The following is a 20,198-nucleotide window of genomic DNA, read 5'->3' on the forward strand; positions in this document are numbered from 1 at the left end:
ACTAAAAATCACCAGTCGGTTAGGCTGGTGATTTTTCTAAAGTGTAAACTTATCTTGTAATCGAAATCTCCGCACTTCCAGCAATCGCCGGCTCGACCCCCTTACTTGCGTACACCGTAATTCTTCCGTTGGCATCGACACTGATGTCATAACCTGTGTACGGCGCAACAGAATATGTTGTATCAGGATCGGTTGGTAATGCGGGAATGTACGTCGGCGTCAAACATGAAAGATCAATTCCAGTTCCTGTTGATCCAGAATCGATATGCTCTCTTGTTGTCGAGGCGGTAAGAGCGGGGCAGGCGGGAGTGCCGCCAAGAAAAACTCCTTTGTTGTCCGCAATGTGTTGTCCGATTGCATTAAGAAGCGTTTCGACGTGGCTTGTTCTTTGCGTGTTTCTCGCTTGAGCAAATTGCCTCGCGGGATTAATCGCGATCATGACGATGGTGGCTAGGACTGCGATGATGCCGATGACTACCAAAATTTCAATAAGCGTGAAACCCGAATTTTTTGTGGGCGCACTTTTTATATTGAATTTTGAAAAAAGTTTTTTCATACACAATATTTTTACTAATAATAAGAATACTCTACACCCACCACTATTTAATTCAAGTTGTTACCTGTTGACAACAAAAGTAGTAAATCTCTCATTCAATACCGGAGATTTCAGTCCACAACTTCACGTCGATGTTCGGAGGCGTAGGAACAATCATGCTTGCTATTCCCGGATTGTAGGTGGTGATTTCAACTTTCAAGTTACTAAAAGTATTTCTGTAGATTCCTTGGGTGATGATGGTAATTTCGCTCAGTGCTCCCGCCCGCGGGGCGGGCGGGAGCACTGAAACAATCAAACATTCACCATCTTCGATACTAATGGGCAAGCCTTTTCCAGTCACAAAATCCGGATCAGTTGTCGGATCATAAGAATAGTTTTTAGCCAATCTCAGCAATGTTTCGTTGGCGCAGGATTCTGCTAAGGCAAAAGCCTTACGTTTAAATTCTCCGTCAAGCGCGTCGAAGCGAGCGTAGAAACTCGACATGTTTGTGGTGAATACAATCGCCATCAAAATAGTTGAAATAATAATGGTCGACATGAGTGCTATGAAGCCTTTGTTTTTCTGCGGGGAAGTTAGAATCATTTTCTTAAATATTTTGTGGACGAAAAAATTCGGGAAATTTCAAAACCTTCTGAAGTTTTGGCGATGAGCATAAATGTGGCGGTTAGACTTTCCGGAAGGACGCTTTCTTCAGAAGGGGTGACATGTGTAAATGTCAGATTTTGTAGTTTCACATTGCTATTATTTAAAATTTCTCCGGAATTTGTTCCGCGCGTCAGCGTTAAATTCCCCGAAGTTATTTCAAAAGTTAGAGGGTTTTGGTTGGTTGGAAGTTCCGCGCGTTCGATTGCCAGTTTGTTGGTCGTGGGCGTGTCTACTGAGTTTGCTCCGGAAAGCGCCCAGTCTATTTTCCCAATAAGATACGCGCCTTCTTCCTCGAGCATGGCTTTTGCTTGGTTTCGGTTGTGAGATTCAAAAATATTAAAAACTGAAACCAGCGTGCCGCCGATAATTATTCCGTACAACGCGAGGTAGATAAGGGTTTCTATTAATGTGAAGCCAGAGTTTTTTCGAGTCATTTTAATTTTTAAGAACTAGTTACCGTTGTAATATATCCTGTGTTGCTAGCATCGACTGAACCAACGTACAAATAATTCCCTTCGCAATCAAGAGCCACGCCTCCGACGCCAGTTGTGTTGTTTGGCCAAGGTATCGCGGGAGCGAAACTGGCAGTTGAAGTGGCGTTCAGGATTTGCAATTGTCCACCTTTGGTTGCGCTTCCGAGTAACAAAAAGGCCAGCGAATCTCGCACAAGTAATCCGTTGAGGCTAAACGGGTTACTACTATTTGGCCCGACATCTTTCGTTTGTAAAATTTTCGGAATTGTTGATGATGCATCCAAAGATATAAATTCCGGCGCGGTGCTAATGTAGGTTCGGCCCAAAAACCAGCGGTCACCGACGACGTAGAGACTTCTGCCAAAACCGAAACCGCTTTGTTCGGGCAGGGCGTTGTAGAAAAATTTTAAATTTGGCGAGCTCGGATTGCTAACATCTAACACCACAATTTCTTTGGCTTGGTCGCTGGTGGTCAGATACGCCGTGTTTCCACGAACATACATTTTGTTGATCGCGCTTCCGATTGAGTAGCCGCCGACAAGCGTTGGATTTCCTGGATCGCGCACGTCGATAATATTAAATTCCGGCCCACTATTTGTCTTTGTTAATCCGAGATAGACGTAACCGTTTTTATAAAAAATACTGTTACCCAAAGCCTGCCCGCCGTTTCCGGTAACCGTTGGAATTGTGTAGGTGCTCAAAACTTCTGCCGGATCGACACTGACATCAATAATTTGCAGTTGGCCGCTGGCGGGACCAGAGTCGGTTGCGACGTAGGCGAAGTGTCCATCTGTGGCGAGAGTATTAAAACCACTTGTGATTGTAGAGTTGCTACCGAGACCAGAATAAAAAGTTGGATTTTTCGGATCTGCCAGATTAAAAATATACAATTGTTTTATGTAGGTGACCGTGATTCTGACATGGTCGACTGAAGCTGTGCGCGTTGAAGCAGAGGATCCGATGGCCGAAAGAGCAACGCCGAAGTTCGAATTATTTATTTCCGATGGGCTCCAGGTTTCTCCCCACAAATCTCCACTGTTGCCGTAGACGGCGTAGGTGTCGGCGCTCGGCCACGGATTTAAGGTGGCTTTGTTTGTGGTGCCGATTGTGCCATCTGATTTTACAATTTTGATTTCTTTATCTAAAACGCTACCCGCTCCTGCGCTGCCTCGACTGCGTTCGATTTCCACCTTGATGCCGAGAATGGTGGCACCGGGTGGAATGGTGAAGCCGAAATTTTGAGCTAAAAGATAGTGAGTGGAAATCGCGCCATTTATAGATGCGGTTGCGGAAGCATTATCGCTTGCCACAATTTTTTCTGGGTTGTTCCACGGTAGGCTCCCGACACTTGAATCGTCGTTTCCTGTTCCGGCATTTTTTGGTCCGAGATTTTGGCTCGATTGATTTACCGTTACGTGCAATTTTCCGTTGCTCGCATCGAGATCAGTGATTGGGTAGGCATTTGAAATATCGCCAATTAAATTTCCGAGAGAAAAATTGGTGACCGTGGGATTTTTCCAATTGCCTGAGAGAAACGAATTGCAGGTATCACCACTTGAAACATTTTCAAAATTACTGACGAGGGTCGACATTTCGACATGTCTTGAAATTTTGCTGTCATCAGTCCAGCTGACATGCGCGGTTACCTCCTTTGTCAGAAAATTGTTTGTGGTGGGCGAGTTGATGTCCGTCCAAATTTTGTAATAGCCGTCTGGGGTTGTGGTGGCGGAAGATGGATTAACCATTCGAAAATCTTTTCGAGCAGTGGCCGCCGCTTCTTCCAAAATTTTTTGCGCCTCTCCTAAAGCCTCGGAGTTTGTTTGTGCGCCGATTAAAAAATTTTGATTACCGAAAGAAACCATAATGACTGAAGAAATTACGGTGCTCATGATCGCCAGCGCGATCATGATTTCCAAAGTGCTAAAACCTCTTTGGTTGGGGGTTAGTTGGTCCATGAAATTTGTCCTTCACTGCCGATGGTTATTGTTGATGATGCGCTAGTTTCATCTGAGAGAATAATGCTTGCCGGATTTGCATCTGCTGAGAGTTGTTCAAAATAAATATCGACCGGTCCGGTGGCGTCGATTGCTTGAGAAATATTTTTACCAACGTCAATTGGAACGTTGAGTGAGTCAGTCGTGTTGTAGATTTTTCCTTGAAACATAATTAATTTCAAAAGTTTTCCGGAACTTATTTCCAAATGGACGCCGTGAGCCGCGCCGTCGGTACAATTGCCAAGACAGACGTTGTGCATGGATTGTGCTCGAGAGTGCTGAAGGGCCAAGACCAGCATGTCTCGTTGGTTACGGAAAGAAGAATTTTGGTAATCCCGCGTACTGACAAATAAACCGAGTGAAGCTACGACACCAAGAAGCGCAGTGACGATAATAATTTCTATGAGAGTGATTCCTCGTTTGTATTTCATCGTAAAAAGAAATTCGCCAAACATATGAGCTCTAAGGGTGTAAGTTCTGGGTGATACTGTATATCGGTGTAATGATTGATATCGCAATAAAACCCACCACAAGTCCCATGCAAATCATAAGCACCGGTTCGATAATGCTCGATATATTTTTAGTGAAATCATCAATTTCTCCGTCGTATAATTCGGAAACATAGGTTAAAGAATTTGATAAATTACCACTGCGTTCTCCGACTGAAATAATTTGCGAGACAACATCAGGAAAAATGTTTCGTTTGGTTTTCAGATGCTCAGACATTTTTTCTCCGCGATCAACGACGAGCGCCAAGGTTAGAAATTCTTTCCGGTAAACAAGATTTTTCGTGGTGTTTACTAAAATAGGCAGGGCTTCGGAAATCGTAATGCCACTCTTTAAAAGAATTCCGAGAGTTCTGGTGGCGCTGGCCAAATTATAGTGCTCGATCACTTTGCCAATGATTGGGATTTTTAGAATGCAGAGATCAAAATAAAAATGAAGTCGTGGAATTTTCTTGAGAGCGATAAAAAATACAATTGATAATACGAAGAGGATTCCTAAAATTAAAAATCCGTCATGAGTAACCATTTTGTTTATAAAAATCACGATTCGCGTCGAGAGGGGAAGTTTGATGTGTAAGCTCGCAAACACCGGCATGATTTTGGGAAACAAATAGAGGATTAAGAAAATCGTAATACCAAACGTGGCGAGGGTGACAATTGCGGGGTAGATAAAAGCCCCGATAATTTTTCGTTTCAAGATTTGTTTTTTGCGAAGCTCGTCCGCCAGGTAACTTAGGTTTTCGCTCAAGAGTCCCGTGGATTCGCCGATGCGTATAATATTGATGGCAAATTCCCCGAAGGCGTTTTCTTGAATGGAAAGTGAGGTTGAGAGAAAGAGTCCATTTCCAATGTCGTCTAAAATGGCTTTCAAAATTATTTTTTGTTTCTTTGATCGTGTTTGTTCAAGGAGCATCGACAGACTTTCGTGCAGTGGCACACCCGCGCTTATTAAGAATGACAATCGTTTGATCAAAAAAGTTTGCTCCTTGACTGAGAGACGAGGCCGAAAGTAAGAAAGCCAGATTTTTTTGATAAATTTCATATTTTATTCATGAACGACGCGTAAAATTTCTTCGAGCGTGGTGATGCCCTCCGCCACTTTTTTACAGCCGTCTTCCATCATGGTGGTCATGCCTTCTGCTGTTGCAATTTTTTTAATTTTGCTTGCTGGTGCTCGACGGATGATGGCCTCTTTAATTGCGTCATCTGCCACAAGTACTTCGTTGATGGAAATTCTGCCGCGGTAACCGCTGTTGCCACAGGACATACAGCCGGCGCCTCGGCGTATTTTTTTGCTATCTCTCAAAATTTTTTCAAGCGTTGTGCCCGCAAGATTTTTCTCTAGCACGGTTGGCAATGTAACTTCTTTTGCGCAGTGCTGGCAGATTTTCCGGACGAGCCTTTGTCCAATTGCTAAAGTTACCGTTGAGGCAATTAAGTATTCTTCGATGCCCATATCTAAAAGGCGTGGAAGGGTGGTGGCGGCATCGTTTGTGTGGAGAGTTGAGAGCACGAGATGCCCCGTCAGGGCGGCGTTGACGGCGACGGTTGCGGTTTCGGCATCTCTGATTTCACCAACCATAATAATATTTGGATCTTGGCGGAGGATGGATCGTAGGCCGTTGGCGAAGGAAAGTTTTGTTTGAGCATTGACTTGAATTTGTTCGATGTCTGAAACAGCGTATTCAATTGGGTCTTCAATAGTAATGACCGAAACTTCCGGTGTGCTCAGCATTTTGACCAAGGTGTAAAGTGTCGTGGTTTTACCCGAACCTGTTGGACCAGTTGAGAGAATCATGCCGCTGGTTTTTTTCATGGCGGTCGAAATTTTCTCGATGTCATTTTTACTGAAGCCGAGGTTTTCCAAACTGAAATTTTCAGCGCGGTCGGAGAGCAGACGCAACACCGCATTTTCGCCGTGGTAGGTCGGCACAATCGAAACACGGATGTCCACGATTTCGTTGGTATCTGAAAAAATGTGTCTGAAACGCCCGTCTTGAGTTGCCTGATGTTCATCGGTTCGCAGACGTGCCAAAACTTTAATTCGCGAAATAATTTCGGAGTGAATTTTTTTGGGAAAGTCGTGCGCGTGCTGTAAGACGCCGTCAATTCGAAAACGGATTCGAACACTTTCAACGTTTGGATCAATGTGGATATCGGAAACTCGGGCGCCGTGCGCTTCTTCGAGAAGGCCGGCGAATAGATTGATAATGGAAAGATTTTCTCCGCGCAGAAGTTCTTGGGCGACACGTTCAATTTTTTCTGAAGAGGGGAGAGGCATGATTTTAGTGTAATATAAAAGTTGTCAGTATACAACAACTAAAATATTACTAAATCAGCGAGGTGCGACTATGGTATACTTTTGCTATGCATTTTCTCAGAAAATATCAGTACGTTTTTCTTTTTTCGCTCTTAATTTTGGCGGTGACCGCGGGAATTGAGTTGTGGACTGGGCGCTCGCCTTGGGGACCAGACGGAAAATTTGGTTGGTGGGATGGAAATGTTTGGGGTTCGGAAAGTTCTCAACGAGTGGCGGATGCATACTCGTTCTCGCACATTATTCACGGCATGTTGTTTTACGCTTTTTTGTGGCTGGTGGCGCGGCGGGTTCCGGCGAGATATCGATTTGTTCTTGCGCTTTTAATGGAAGCCGGCTGGGAGCTTTTGGAAAATTCTCCGATCATTGTTGATCGCTATCGAGCAGTTACAATTTCGCTTGGCTATGTCGGGGACAGCGTGCTCAATTCGGTTTCCGATATTATTATGGCGGGCATAGGATTTTTGATTTCACGAAGCGTGAAAGTTTGGGTGAGCATTCTGCTTATTATTATCATGGAGGTTGGTTGTTTGTTTTGGGTGAGGGATAATTTAACGCTAAATGTCATTATGCTGGTGGCGCCGCAGGAATCTATTAAAAATTGGCAATCGGAAGGGCATTAATAAATAATCCAACATATTTGTTATGGGAATAGAAAAAATGTATAAATTCTCAGGCCTTTTTATCGGTGCGGCTTTAGGTTTAGTTTCTTTGGTTGTAACAGTGCCGATTTTTTTTTCGCTGTTTTTGGACTCATGTTATTTGGAGGCAATGCTCCGCTTATACCGATGATAGGCGGCCCTCTCATTATTTTTTTGACCTGCGTAATTATTTTTTCATACATCGGATCAAAAATTGGTACGAGAATTGAGTCTGATACTGAAAACGTAGAGAAAAATAAAAAACGGGCAGCGTTAATTTTTTGGCTATCGCTTCTATGTCTAGCAGGAGGGGCTTTTTTCTCTGTCACAAGATTAGTTTCAATTTACGTGGCAACTCTTTCCGCAACTAAAGAGGCAAGTACGGAAGCCGGAGCAATTACTTCGACAGAACCGCACTATGAAAATTATGCAACGATTGGCGATGTTAGTTTTGAAACGCAAGAACCATTTTCCGAAAAACAAGGTATCAACGGCCAATTAATTACAGTCTCTTTGTTCAAAAAATTGCAAATACTTGTTCCTATTTCTGTAACGCAGGCAGGAACCTATCAGGTGAATCTTCAGTATGGTGATGAGAAAATTGGCACTGCTCCGATGAAGGTGATTACACAAGCTCTCCACGTTGGCTCCAACATTGTTACGATTGAATTTCTTGCTGATGAGTCTCGAGAATATGGCTATGTTTCTCCAAAATCTGCTGGAGGAGTTGCCCAAGTTCAGTTAGGATACCTTGTATCAAAAAAGGAACTTATGGGTAGTCTGAAATCAAATAACGCGATCAATCAAAAGATACTTGAACAATTTATGAAAGACGAAGCCTCTAATCAAGGGGTTAATTCCAATGCGACTGTTAATAAATTTATTGTTAAAAAAGAAGTTCAATTTTAATCGCCATGTTTTTATTTTTATGTAAATGTTTTCTCGGATTGATTCTCGCTATGCTTTTATTGGGAGTGGCGCGGACGTTATTTCTCGAGCATTCGGACAATCAAGCAAAATTTTCAGCGGGAAAATTTCCGAGTGTGGCGCCCGAAGGTTTTTTCAAGGGCACGGTTCCGGGCTACAGCGTTTCGTGGAAAGGAAAAAAATTTTCAGCGGCAGAAAGCAGTGGGATCAATCTTTTTGACGATGGCAATGGTGGTCAAAAAGAACGGTATCCTTTTGTGACAAGTGAAGGCAAGGGCGTGCACGATAAAAGTCTTGAAGTTTTGAAAATTGATTACAACATTTCGGCAAATCCGCTTTGGTTGCGACCAATTTTAGATGAGATTGTCGAGGTTTCTCCTGAGCATTTTCTTGGAAAAGTGCACGTGAGGATTATCCCGGGATTTCCATTTACTCTCGCTTTTTTCGAGCTTCAAAAATAATCTGAAAAGTTTTAGTGCGCCAAGGCGATTGATAAAATTTTTCGAGCGCCCGCGCGCCGGAGCGCGCGGGCGGCTTCGTCAAACGTTGCGCCGGTTGTAGTGACGTCGTCAAAAAGAATAATATTTTTTCCTGAAATTTTTTCAGGATCGGACACCTCGAAACAACCTGAAAGATTTTCCAGCCGTTCTGAGCGATTCTTTTTGGTTTGACTGACCGTATCTTTATTTTTTACTAAAAGATTTTTTTCATATTGAAAAAAATTTCCACCATCTTTGCTGTACACCAAATCAGTGACTAGTTCGCACTGATTAAAACCGCGCTCAGCTCGGCGAGTTTTTGAGAGGGGAATGGGAATTAAAATTGGTTTACCAAAGGCTTCAAATATTTCTCGCTCGCTCAACTCCTCCGCCAGTTCATCATAGAGACATTCCGCGAAAAGGTGCGCCACTTTTTTATTTCCTCGATATTTTAGTTCCCAAATCATTTGTTTTATCAAAAGATTTTTGTAGTCAAAGATGGCAGTGGTATCTTTCGGTAAATTTCCGGAATTTTTAAGCGTTAGCTTTTTTAAATTCTCCGGAGTGAGCGCGTCGATCTCTTTTAAGATTTTTGACTGCGGCAAGAGAAGCTCGAGAATATAGATGAAAAGTTTTTTCATGTCATGTTATACTAATATATACGGCTGAGTATGCAATCTGATATGTTTCGGTTGATCAAACTCTTCTTTTTCATTTTCTATGGACAATCCTTTAAAAACTATTCTCAATTTGTTTAAAAAGTCCGGCGATTCCGTTTTAGGTATTGATATTGGCGCATCCTCGATCAAGGTGGTTCAAGTGAGAAAGAAAGCTGGGCAAGCGGTGCTTGAAACCTACGGTGAATTGGCGCTTGGACCCTACGCTGGTTTTGAAGTTGGTCGCGCTACCCATTTGCCGACGGATAAAATTATCGAAGCGATGGGGGATGTGCTTCGTGAAGCAAACACAACCACTAAACGATGCGGCGTTTCTATTCCTCTTTCTTCAAGTTTGGTTTCGCTTATTGAAATGCCTTCTATTCCAACAGCCCAGCTCGCGCAAATGGTTCCGCTCGAAGCTCGAAAATATATTCCGGTGCCGGTTAGTGAAATTACGCTCGACTGGTGGGTGATTCCCAAAGAAGAAAGCAAGGTGTTTACCTCAGAGCCGACTGACGCTCCACTCGGCGCATCGGCATTGAAGCCCACGACGGAAAAAATAAATGTTTTGGTTGTGGCTATTCACAATGAGGCCATCAATAAATATCAGGACATTGTTTCAAAAAGCATGTTGGACTCTTCTTTTTTCGAGATTGAAATTTTCAGTTCCATGAGATCAGTATTGCGTGAGGAAAATGCTACGGCGATGATTTTTGATTTTGGCGCTGGATCAACCAAGCTCTACATTATCGACCGCGGCATTGTCAGAGTTTCTCACACGATCAATCGCGGTTCGCAAGACATTACGCTTGCCATGTCGCGGGCGCTCAACATCTCAGTTCCGGAAGCAGAAAATATTAAACGAACTTCCGGTTTGGGTTATCAAGGTGGTGGTGTGGATATCACACAAGTTATTTCTGCGAGCCTCAACTTCGTGCTTTCTGAAGCCAGCAGAGTATTGGTGACGTATGAAAAACGCTACAACAAAACGTTAAATAGCGTGGTGTTGACGGGAGGAGGTTCCAACTTGAAAGGTTTTTTTGAAATGGCTAGAGACAATTTCCAAATTCCAGTGGTGATGGCTGATCCGTTTTCGCGACTGCAATCGCCGCCGTTTCTTGATCCGGTACTCAAGGGCGCTGGGCCAGAATTTGCCGTGGCGATTGGTGTGGCGTTGCGTCGGTTGCAAGAAACTGCGTAAGGAAGTAGGTTAGCCCGCCTGAACGACTGAGACCGTTCAGTTGGGCGGGTAAGTTAGTAGGTAGAGGGTAGAAAAAACAAAACTAATGGCCGCGACTCTGTCGCGGCCATTATTTATTCGGGTTTCCCCGTTCCTTGTGTTCCCCGCCCGTACCGAAACGTTACGTTCGGGCGGGCATGATCCATGTTCTGTGATTCTGGAAGTTATCCCCACCTCTCTTCTCTTCAAAAAAGTGCTACAATACTGAATAATATGGACTTTTTCTATACAGAAAAAAGGAGATTTTTACGTACGATTCTACCCCTGTTAATCTTTTCAATCCTTTTCTTTCCTTCTCCCTCGAATGCCTCGGGACCTTCGGTGAATACACCTTCGGCTAACGCTGTATTAGCTGATACTACTCCCTCAGTTCTCTCTACCGTAGCGCAACAAGTTTACACTGGGGTTAACTCGTTCTTCTGCTCTCTCGGAAGTTTGTTTGGTGCTTGTGGAACTACTAAAACTACTACCGTTGTTACACCTTCTCTTCCAACTGCTCCAGTTGGAACTCCGAACTCGTCTGCGAGCATCGGAGCCACTCCCACGATTGTAAACAACTACATCACTCAACCAGTAATTCACGAAACTACAGTTTCAAACACAGGTGGTGTTACCCAAGGACAACTTGCAGCAGCGCTCAACCAACTCGAAAACAAACTTTCTTCTAAATTCTTTTCCATTGTTGGAACTCCGAACTCGTCTTCGAGCATCGGAGCCGCACCGGTTAACATTACGCAAATTATTCAAAATCCTCCGTTACCTTTTGCAACGAGGATTGATAAATTGGAAAATGTGATTCTCACTACACCTACAGTTTCAGGAGGTTCATTTAGTAATCCTACGATCTCAGGAGGTTCCATTGTCGGAACTTCAATTTCCGCTACCACCGGATCTTTTTCAGGTGATGTTACGATCTTGGGCAATCTCATTGCACCCTCAAGTGTCACAACGTACGGAGCTTCGATTGCCCCTTATTTTACGGCGACCTCAAGTACGGCGACATCTACGTTTGCAGGAGGAATGAATGTGGCGGGGGATACGGGGCTTACGGTGTTACAAAATGGAAAAGTTGGGATTGGGACGGCGGCGCCGCGGTTCGGCTTATCTCTTGGTTCCATAACTAATGCAGGCACCGACACTCCAGATACCATCGATCTCGGCGGTACTTACAGCTCGACCCCAGGTTCCAACCTCAAGCTTCGCGCGTATTGGGACGGTGCAGTTCAATATGGAATTGGCGTTTCTGCCAATCAGATGGAATTCGTAACGACCGTCGGTTCCCAAGTTTGGTTTAACGCCGGTAGTGAGAAAATGCGCCTTACTCAAACCGGCAACCTTGGCATCGGCACCACCACTCCCGCCGCCCGTCTTTCACTCAACCAACCTTCCACCACCGCTCTCGGCCTGTATCTTGCCGGCTTCTCGAACGCCACTGTCGACCTCTTCCGCATTTCCACTTCAACCCTCACCGCAACCTCCACAGCTTTTGTTGTTAACTCCAACGGCAAAGTCGGGATTGGGACGACGAGTCCGCAAGCAACTTTGGGTATGACGGGTAGTATCGGTGTCAATTCGAGTCATTTGTTTTTGGCGACGAATGGAAATGTTGGCATCGGCACAACCTCTCCAACCCAACGCCTCTCCCTCCAAGGCTCCGCTCTTTTTAGTGGAGACCTAAACCTCGCCAACTTGACCGCCACCGGAACAATCTCAACTCCAAACCTCACCGTCACCGGCTTTGTAAACGGCGGCGCTCAATGTTTGCAAATCAACGCCAGTGGAGTGGTCTCCGGAACTGGAGGAGTCTGCGGAGGAGCGGGGCAAAGTCCAGCGGGAGTGACCGGAACCATGCAATACAACAACGGGGGAGTCTTCGGAGGTACCGCCAACATTTTCTTTGACTCAACAAACAGCAGACTTGGTATCGGTACTTCCACCCCAGGTACCCTGACTGAACTCTACGCTTCCAATACCGGAACCACACTCGCTACTCTCACCGAACCATCTCTCTCCATCACTAACTCCGCCACTACCGTCAATAACTTTGAGTCTCTCTTGTTCCGCCACATCACCTCCACCGGTGCCCAACAAACCATGGCCCAAATCTCTGGTGTTAACTTGGTGCACACCAACGCGATCGACTCCGGAGCTCTTGCCTTCCTCACCCGAAACGCCGGAACTCTTTCAGAGAAAATGCGATTGACTAACGCCGGTCTTTTTGGAGTTGGCACGAGCACCCCCTCATCTCTCGTCGAGGTTTACGGATCCAATACTGGGACTTTACTCACAACCTTTGCCGACCCAACTCTTTCCATTACCAACCCCAATACCACTGTCAACAACTTTTCCACTTTGGCCTTCAGACACATCACCTCAACCGGAGCTGAAACTACTATGTCCCAGATCTCTGGAGTGAACCTCGTCCATACCAATGCTGCTGATTCTGGAGCGCTCGCATTCCTCACAAGAAACACTGGCACCCTTGCTGAAAAAATGCGCATCACCAACCAAGGTCTTGTCGGTATTGGCACCACTTCTCCTGGCCTTATCCTCACCGTCTCCGCCACATCTTCTCTTTCCAACCTCGGACTCTTTGATGTGGTGGCAGTACCAAGTGCTGGAGCTACTACTACAGCTCTGCGAGTAATATCGAGCGGCAACGTTGGCATCGGTACCAGTTCTCCATACTCTAAGCTCTCAGTCGCTGGCGAAGTAGTCGCCCAAAACTTCACCGCCACCTCAACCGCCACTTCCACCTTCGCCGGAGGAGTGGGCATCGGCACCACCTCTCCCCAAGCCAACCTCGGTATCCAAGGTTCAATCGGAGTCAACGCTTCTCAACTCTACCTCGCCGCAACCGGTAACGTCGGCATCAACACCACCAACCCCGGCGCCCTCTTCTCCGTCAACGGCACCGCTTCCACCTCTCTCCTCACTATCTCCGGTATCACAACCGCTACTGGTCAATGTCTCCAAATCAATTCACTCGGAGTTGTCTCAGGAACCGGAGCAGTTTGTGGAGGTGCCGGCTCAGTTCCCGCAGGAAGTAGTGGAGCACTACAATTCAATAACGCCGGAGTGTTCGGAGGAGGTAATCTTTCTTGGGACAACACCAACAACATTCTCTCAACAACAGCTGGCACATTCTCTCTCAATTCTTTCACTGGTAATGTAGGCATTGGCACAAGCACTCCCTACGCAGCACTTTCTATAGCTGGAGCGTCAGGTGTGGTGGCTAATATTTTTACGGCAACTTCAACAACCGCCACTTCCACCTTTGCCGGAGGAGTTGGTATTGGCACCACGTCTCCTTCCGCCACGCTTTCAATTTCCGGAGACACCTACACCTCAGGAAATCTTTCTGCCACCAACATAACCGCTTCAGGTACTGCCAGCTCAAGCGCTCTCACTGTCTCCGGTCTCGCCACTCTCCAATCACTGACCATCTCAGGAATTGCATCCACTGCACAATGTTTACAAATCAATTCTCTCGGAGTCGTCTCAGGCACTGGAACAACCTGTGCCGGAGGTTCGGGTTCAGGATCAACAACGCCACAAGGAGTTTCTGGAGCGTTGCAGTTTAACAATGGGGGAGTACTTGGTGGGGCGAATCCGCTCATTTGGGACAACATAAATAATATTTTTTCTCTTTCGGATCCGACGAAGTTGGGGATCGGAACAACGAGTCCGCAAGCAACAATTGGTATGGCTGGATCAATCGGGGTTAATTCTTCGCAGTTGGTTTTGGCTTCGAGTGGATTTGTGGGTATTGGGACAACAACTCCATCTGATTTCCTACATGTTTTTGCAGATAATGCTCATACACGGGCAATAATTCAAGCGACAGGATCTTTTCTTGCTGGGGTATCATTGACGACAGATACGAGTCAATGGACTATCGATAACAGAGGAACATTTGATGCTCCAAATGATCGCTTCCTTATTACTCACCAAGGTGTCGCTGTTCGAATGGTGATAGATAACACCGGTAACGTTGGTTTTGGTACTTCTTCTCCTTACGCTAAAATCTCTATCGGTTCTACTGCAACCGCTTCAACAACTCTCGCTCTTCGGCCAATTGCTTCACAAACAGGAAATATTTTAGATATATACAACACCTCAGGAGCTCTGACATCAGTAATGACTGCAAGTGGTAAACTTGGTATTGGTACTTCGTCACCTTTTGCAACTTTTGCTGTAAATCCAATAGGGGGTCAGGCTAGTAATCAGTTTGTCGTCGGCTCCTCAACTGCCACCAACTTCATCATCACAAATGGGGGACTTGTCGGTATTGGAACTACTTCTCCTTCCCAAGTTCTTTCTGTCAACGGTGGCGGACTTTTCAACGGCGCTCTTTCGGGGGTCACCAGTCTCGCAATGAACGGCAATCTTTCGGGTGTCGCCAACCTCACAACAACCGGAACCGTCACTTTCGCTAATATCAATGGCTCCGCCCAATGTCTCCATGTTGATTCATCAGGTAACCTCACCGGCACAGGTAGCGACTGTGGAGGAGCAGGTTCATCCCCAGGAAGCCCAGTGGGAGGAATTCAATTCAACACCGGAGGAGTCTTCACTGCATCAACATCACTGACCTTCGACAACACCACCACAGGTCTTTTGGGTATTGGTACCACCACTCCAACTTCAAGTATCGAAATCTACAAAACGAGCTCCGGTACAACATTAGCTACCTTTGCCGAACCAACTCTTTCCATCACCAACCCCAACACAACAGTAAACAACTTCTCAACTCTTGCTTTCCGTCACATCACCTCAACCGGAGCAGAAACCACTAACTCTCAAATTTCTGGTGTCAACCTCGTCCATACCAACGCAGCTGACTCGGGAGCTCTGGCATTCCTGACCAGAAACGCGGGAACCCTTGCAGAAAAAATGCGCTTGACCAACGCCGGTCTTTTGGGAGTTGGAACTTCAACTCCAGGAAGTCTCATCGAAGTCTACGCTTCTGCTGCAGGAACCACTCTAACCACTCACGCCGATCCAACCCTTTCAATCACCAACAGTAACACCACGGTAAACAATTTCTCTACACTGGCTTTCAGACACATCACTTCAACTGGAGCAGAAACCACCAACTCTCAAATCTCTGGAATAAACCTCATACATACGAACGCCGCCGACTCTGGTATCATGGCCTTCCTTACCCGAAACGCCGGAACTCTTGCTGAAAAAATGCGCATCACCAACACCGGACTCGTAGGTATTGGCACCACTACTCCGTTTGCGCAACTTTCTGTTAATCCGAACGCCATCGGTTCTGCCGCCGCTTTCATCATCGGCTCTTCAACTGCTACTAACTTTGTCGTGACGAACGGAGGTAATGTTGGAATCGGTACCGCTGTCCCCGGTTCACTTCTTACTGTTGCCGGTCTCACCAGCACCACCAACCTCACCGTCTCCGGAATCACGAACGGCTCTGGACAATGTCTCCAAATCAATTCCGCCGGAGCAGTTTCAGGAACCGGAGCAGTTTGTGGAGGTTCAGGATCAGTGCCACTAGGCTCTACTGGCGCACTCCAATATAACAACGGCGGTCTCTTTGCTGGAGCAGCTACTATGATTTGGGACGCCACCAACAACCGACTCGGCATTGGAACTTCTACTCCTTACACCGCACTCGGAGTTGCCGGAACCGTAGTAGCTGATAACTACATTGCTACTTCAACGACAGCTCCATCAGTCTTTACTTACGCTTCCACCACCGCTCTCACTGTCACCGGAGTCAACTCACTCTTTGTGAGCGGCGTCATCAACTCCGCCACCTCAACTGCTGCCGGTATCACAACGACAGATGCCAACACCACTTCAACCTTTGCTGGTTCACTTTCCGTCAACGGCACTGCTTCAACTTCACTCCTAACCATTTCCAACATTAGTAATGGAGCCGGACAATGTTTGCAGATTAATGCGACGGGACAAGTGACGGGGACGGGAGCTGCTTGTGGAGGAAGTGGATCGGTGCCGGGAGGAAGTACAGGGGCAATTCAGTACAATACCGGCGGAGTCTTCACGGGAGGAAATTTGACGTGGGACAATACGCTGAATGCTTTGAACACCAACACCGCAATTCTTTCTCTTGGAGGCAACGCGCTAGCAGGAAGCTTTACGGCAACATCGACGACAGCGACGAGTACCTTTACCGGCGCAACCTTTTCTGGAAATGTAGGAATTGGCACAACCACTCCTTCTGCCAAACTTACCATCGACAATCGTGGAAATGACACCAATCCCTTTTCAATTACCACAAATGGATCAGTGGGAAACTACACGGCTACAAACACCGCGATGTTCATCCGAGATGCCGCGGGGACAGAGCTCATGAGAATATTTGCGAGTGATTCAAATGGAGCACACTTTAACTCAGGTAACCTCTACATGGGGTATCAAGCAGGTGCGTCCAACCCAGTCGCTAACGTTTCAACATCCGGTTATTACAATACAGGTGTTGGATATCAAACGATGCTATCTAATACCAGTGGTGTCAGTAATACCGCTAATGGTTGGGGATCGCTTTTGAATAATACCAGCGGTTCATATAACGCAGGTTTCGGTATGTATTCTCTAGCTATAAATTTTACAGGTTCAAATAACGCCAGTCTTGGTGCATATTCTCAGGTGTACAACGGTTCAGCAACCAGTAGCACTGCTGTTGGGTATGCTGCTGGTTCTGGACTTGGAGGTGGATCACAATTTAACAACCAAGGTGGCACCTACGTCGGATACCAAAGTGGTTACAACCTAAGAACCAACTCGGACTACAACACCTTCCTCGGCTACCAATCAGGATATGGAGTAACCACAGGTAAAGATAATATTATTCTTGGTACTGCCACTTCTTCAACAGCCATCGCCAATCTCACTACCGGTTCACAAAACATTTTAATTGGAAGTAATATTTCCTTCCCATCTGCAACAGCCAGTGGTCAACTTACTATTGGAAACATCATTTACGGAACGGGAAATACAGGAGCAGGATCAAATTTGTCGACGGGGAAGATTGGTATTGGTACTGCAAATCCTACCCAAAAACTTGATATTGCTGGGAGTCTTGCAATACAAGGAGGAACAATTAATTTTGGTACTGGTTCTGCAACTTCAACTCTCACTTCAGTGAGCGGCAATCTTGGCATCGGCACCACTACTCCCGGCGCAACCTTCGCGGTCACTGGTAGCGGTCTCTTCTCAACACAAGTGAGCACTCCAAATCTTTCTATCACCGGCATTACCAACGGCGGAGCACAATGTTTGCAAATCAATGCACAAGGTTTGGTTTCTGGTACTGGTGGAGTCTGTGGAGGTGGGGGAAGCGGATCGGTTCCTGCGGGATCAGACGGAGCATTGCAGTTTAATAGTGGGGGAGTTTTCGGAGGAGGACATCTATTCTGGAACGACACAACAAATAATTTGACTACCGATTCAGGAGACTTCTTGCTGAATCCAACTGGAAATATTGGTATTGGTACTACGACAACAAATTCTACGTTCAAAGTGACTCTGCAAGGTTCACAAAATATTGTGGACGGTACGCTGTATCTACACTCTGGAGCGATACCAGGCGATAGTGCTACCGTCTCAGGGAGTGTTACATCAGCAGTGAGAGGTTTGCAACTGACTGGAGGAGGAGCTTTTGGTAGCAGTACCATAACCGCTTGGCACAATAGCGGTGGCGCGTTAGAAATCAATGGTAAGAGTACCGGTGTAGGAGCAACCACAGCTCAAATAACCCTAATGCCGTCAACAAGTAGCTTTACTCCTTATCTATCTTTTAGCACAGGCGGTACTGCTTTTTCACTAACCGAAAGAATGAAAATTACTTCTACTGGCCGAATTGGTATTGGTACCAGCACTCCCGGCTCTTTCTTCTCAATCCTGGATATCGCCAACTTCGCTACTTCTACCGGCGTTACTTTCTATAGAGGTCTCACCACTCCCAACTTCATTGCAACCTCCTCTCTTGCTTCTGTCTTCCCATTCGCTTCCACTACCGCCATCACCTCAAGTGGTTCAGCATACTTTGCAACTCTCGGTGGTGCTGTCGGAATCGGCACAACTTCTCCTTCCTCGCTATTGTCTCTCACTCAACCCACCAACACCGAAGCCGGCGGCCTCTGGATCGCAGGCACCGACGGCGACTACCGCTCTATATATATATCTGACACCACAGGCGTTCTCTCCTTCGGAGGGGGAGACGCCGCCGGAGTCTACAACACCGCTACCCTCAATGACGCAGGAGCTTGGACTAATGCATCCGATAGAAAATACAAGGAAAACATTGCCGACTTAAACACCAAGTACACCCTCGATACCTTGATGAGCATCCAACCTCGCTTCTACACCATGAAAGGCACTGGAAAACCTCAGATTGGATTCATTGCTCAAGAACTTAAACTCGTTTTGCCTGAAGTCGTCGAAGGAGTAGATGGCTCCATGGGAATCTCCTACGGAAACATGGTGGCACTGCTGGTAGAAGCCGTACAAGAATTAGCAAAAAAAGTCACGGGGTTTGCAAGTGAATTTACGACGAAGAAACTTTGTGTGGATGACGTTTGTGTGACTCGCGACCAATTCAAAAAAATGATTGAAAATTCGGGAGCTACTTCAACAGGTTCAAGTGGTTCTGGAAGTGAGAGTGCCGCGCCCGCTGCGGGCGCGGCCTCCTCGACTCCTTCTACTGACATTACTCCACCAGTTATCACCTTGACCGGCGACAATCCAGCCACCATTTCTCTCGGTTCCTCATACATTGACCTTGGTGCAACTGTTACTGACAACGTTTCCCAAAACATCACAGCTGACCTTTTTGAAAATACTGTTGATACCACAACCGCGGGAACGTATTATGTAATTTATACGGCACATGATGCCGCGATGAACATTGCCACTTCGACGCGAAGTGTAGTTGTCAGTAATCCTGTTGTAACTCCCACCGCAACATCGACTGATCCCGTAGCAACCACCACGCCGACGGAATAATTTCGAGGATTAGTATTTTCGCGAAATCTGGGGACTAGTGCGCATAGTTGTTTTTTGGGTTTGGTATTATAATAGTGAGATATAGGTTCTTGATACAATTTCACCCTTCTATATTTATATTAAAAATGGAAACAAGATTTCAAACTTCGTTCATTCCCAAAAAAACTGTTCCTCAAAGAGTGGGGAATGGTAGACCTGAGTCAGTCAGTGTCGTGATGGTAGTTTCAGTGGTTATTTTTTTGCTAACGGCCGCGAGTGCGGGCGGAGTATTTGCCTACAAAAAAATTTTGATAGAAAGAATTAATAGCAAAAACAAGCAATTTGTGGACGCTAAAAATTCTTTCCAGCCTGGTTTTATCGAGGAATTAAATCGTCTTAATAAACGCATTGATTCTGCCAACACTATTTTGGCGAAGCATACTGCGGTATCTCCCATCTTTGATTTTTTAGCTGATACCACGTTGGCCACAGTGAAGTTCAGCAAATTTTCCTACGGCCTCGATGATCTCGGGGACGTGTCGTTGTCTATGACGGGCTTGGCCAAAAACTTTGACGCGGTAGCTCTTCAGTCCGATCTTTTTGGTAAGGAGCCGCGAATCAAAAACCCCGTTTTTTCTGATGTGAACCCAGATCAAAAGGGTAATATCGCTTTTAAATTCAGCGCGTCCCTTGATCCCAATTTTATTTCTTATAAAAGTAATTTGTCAGCGTTGACCCCAACTGAGGTTACTGCGGCGCCACCGGCTGAAGTTGCCAATTAATT

14 protein-coding genes are annotated in these 20,198 nt (G+C 46.0%); 6 read left to right on the top strand and 8 right to left on the bottom strand.

Translation table 11 applies throughout. The features are described from left to right. Positions 1-49: 49 nt before the first annotated feature. The 7 genes from V4467_02430 to V4467_02460 all read right to left on the bottom strand — a co-directional run bounded on the left by V4467_02430 (position 50) and on the right by V4467_02460 (position 6,456). Positions 50-556, bottom strand: a complete 507-nt coding sequence (locus V4467_02430) for a type II secretion system protein (GenBank protein MES2087827.1) — start codon at positions 554-556, stop codon at positions 50-52. A gap of 91 nt (positions 557-647) precedes the next feature. Beyond that, positions 648-1,139 carry a hypothetical protein gene (locus V4467_02435; GenBank protein MES2087828.1) on the bottom strand — a complete coding sequence of 164 codons (492 nt, stop codon included), beginning with the start codon at positions 1,137-1,139 and terminating at the stop codon, positions 648-650. Next, positions 1,136-1,636, bottom strand: coding sequence for a type II secretion system protein (locus V4467_02440; protein ID MES2087829.1), 501 nt, complete (start codon positions 1,634-1,636; stop codon positions 1,136-1,138). Before V4467_02440 ends, V4467_02435 begins: the two co-directional genes overlap by 4 nt. Before the next feature lie 8 nt (positions 1,637-1,644). Next, complete coding sequence (locus V4467_02445) at positions 1,645-3,630, bottom strand: hypothetical protein (GenBank protein ID MES2087830.1); 1,986 nt, start codon at positions 3,628-3,630, stop codon at positions 1,645-1,647. Continuing rightward, positions 3,618-4,124 carry a type II secretion system protein gene (locus tag V4467_02450; protein ID MES2087831.1) on the bottom strand — a complete coding sequence of 169 codons (507 nt, stop codon included), beginning with the start codon at positions 4,122-4,124 and terminating at the stop codon, positions 3,618-3,620. The genes V4467_02445 and V4467_02450 overlap by 13 nt, the downstream gene beginning before the upstream one ends. Positions 4,125-4,131: 7 nt before the next feature. After that, positions 4,132-5,217, bottom strand: coding sequence for a type II secretion system F family protein (locus V4467_02455; GenBank protein MES2087832.1), 1,086 nt, complete (start codon positions 5,215-5,217; stop codon positions 4,132-4,134). Between the two features lie 3 nt (positions 5,218-5,220). After that, a complete protein-coding gene (locus tag V4467_02460; protein ID MES2087833.1) occupies positions 5,221-6,456 on the bottom strand; it encodes a GspE/PulE family protein in 1,236 nt (411 codons plus the stop codon). 86 nt (positions 6,457-6,542) lie between these two features. Between V4467_02460 and V4467_02465 the strand changes: the two genes are divergently transcribed. The 3 genes from V4467_02465 to V4467_02475 all read left to right on the top strand — a co-directional run bounded on the left by V4467_02465 (position 6,543) and on the right by V4467_02475 (position 8,521). Further along, positions 6,543-7,115: a DUF2585 family protein gene (locus V4467_02465; GenBank protein ID MES2087834.1), complete on the top strand. Its 573-nt coding sequence runs from the start codon at positions 6,543-6,545 to the stop codon at positions 7,113-7,115. A 132-nt stretch (positions 7,116-7,247) separates the two neighbouring features. Continuing rightward, on the top strand, positions 7,248-8,042 hold the full coding sequence (locus V4467_02470; GenBank protein ID MES2087835.1) for a hypothetical protein: 795 nt from the start codon (positions 7,248-7,250) through the stop codon (positions 8,040-8,042). A 5-nt stretch (positions 8,043-8,047) separates the two neighbouring features. Then, positions 8,048-8,521, top strand: a complete 474-nt coding sequence (locus V4467_02475; protein MES2087836.1) for a hypothetical protein — start codon at positions 8,048-8,050, stop codon at positions 8,519-8,521. An 11-nt stretch (positions 8,522-8,532) separates the two neighbouring features. On the opposite strand, the gene V4467_02480 is transcribed toward V4467_02475, so the two are convergent. Next, the gene (locus V4467_02480) at positions 8,533-9,180 is read right to left on the bottom strand and encodes a phosphoribosyltransferase family protein (protein ID MES2087837.1); all 648 of its coding nucleotides are present in this window, start codon (positions 9,178-9,180) and stop codon (positions 8,533-8,535) included. Positions 9,181-9,259: 79 nt separating this feature from the next. On the opposite strand from V4467_02480, the gene pilM reads away from it, so the two are divergent. From pilM to V4467_02495, 3 genes are all read left to right on the top strand, one after another. Then, a complete protein-coding gene (pilM, locus tag V4467_02485; protein MES2087838.1) occupies positions 9,260-10,399 on the top strand; it encodes a type IV pilus assembly protein PilM in 1,140 nt (379 codons plus the stop codon). A 252-nt stretch (positions 10,400-10,651) separates the two neighbouring features. Then, positions 10,652-19,435, top strand: a complete 8,784-nt coding sequence (locus tag V4467_02490; GenBank protein MES2087839.1) for an immunoglobulin-like domain-containing protein — start codon at positions 10,652-10,654, stop codon at positions 19,433-19,435. A 125-nt stretch (positions 19,436-19,560) separates the two neighbouring features. Further along, positions 19,561-20,196 (top strand): hypothetical protein, encoded by a 636-nt coding sequence (locus V4467_02495; GenBank protein MES2087840.1) that lies wholly within the window; start codon positions 19,561-19,563, stop codon positions 20,194-20,196. The last annotated feature ends 2 nt before the right edge of the window (positions 20,197-20,198 follow it).

This window comes from Patescibacteria group bacterium (assembly GCA_040390045.1).
Classification (GTDB): domain Bacteria; phylum Patescibacteriota; class Minisyncoccia; order Phycocordibacterales; family SIBU01; genus SIBU01.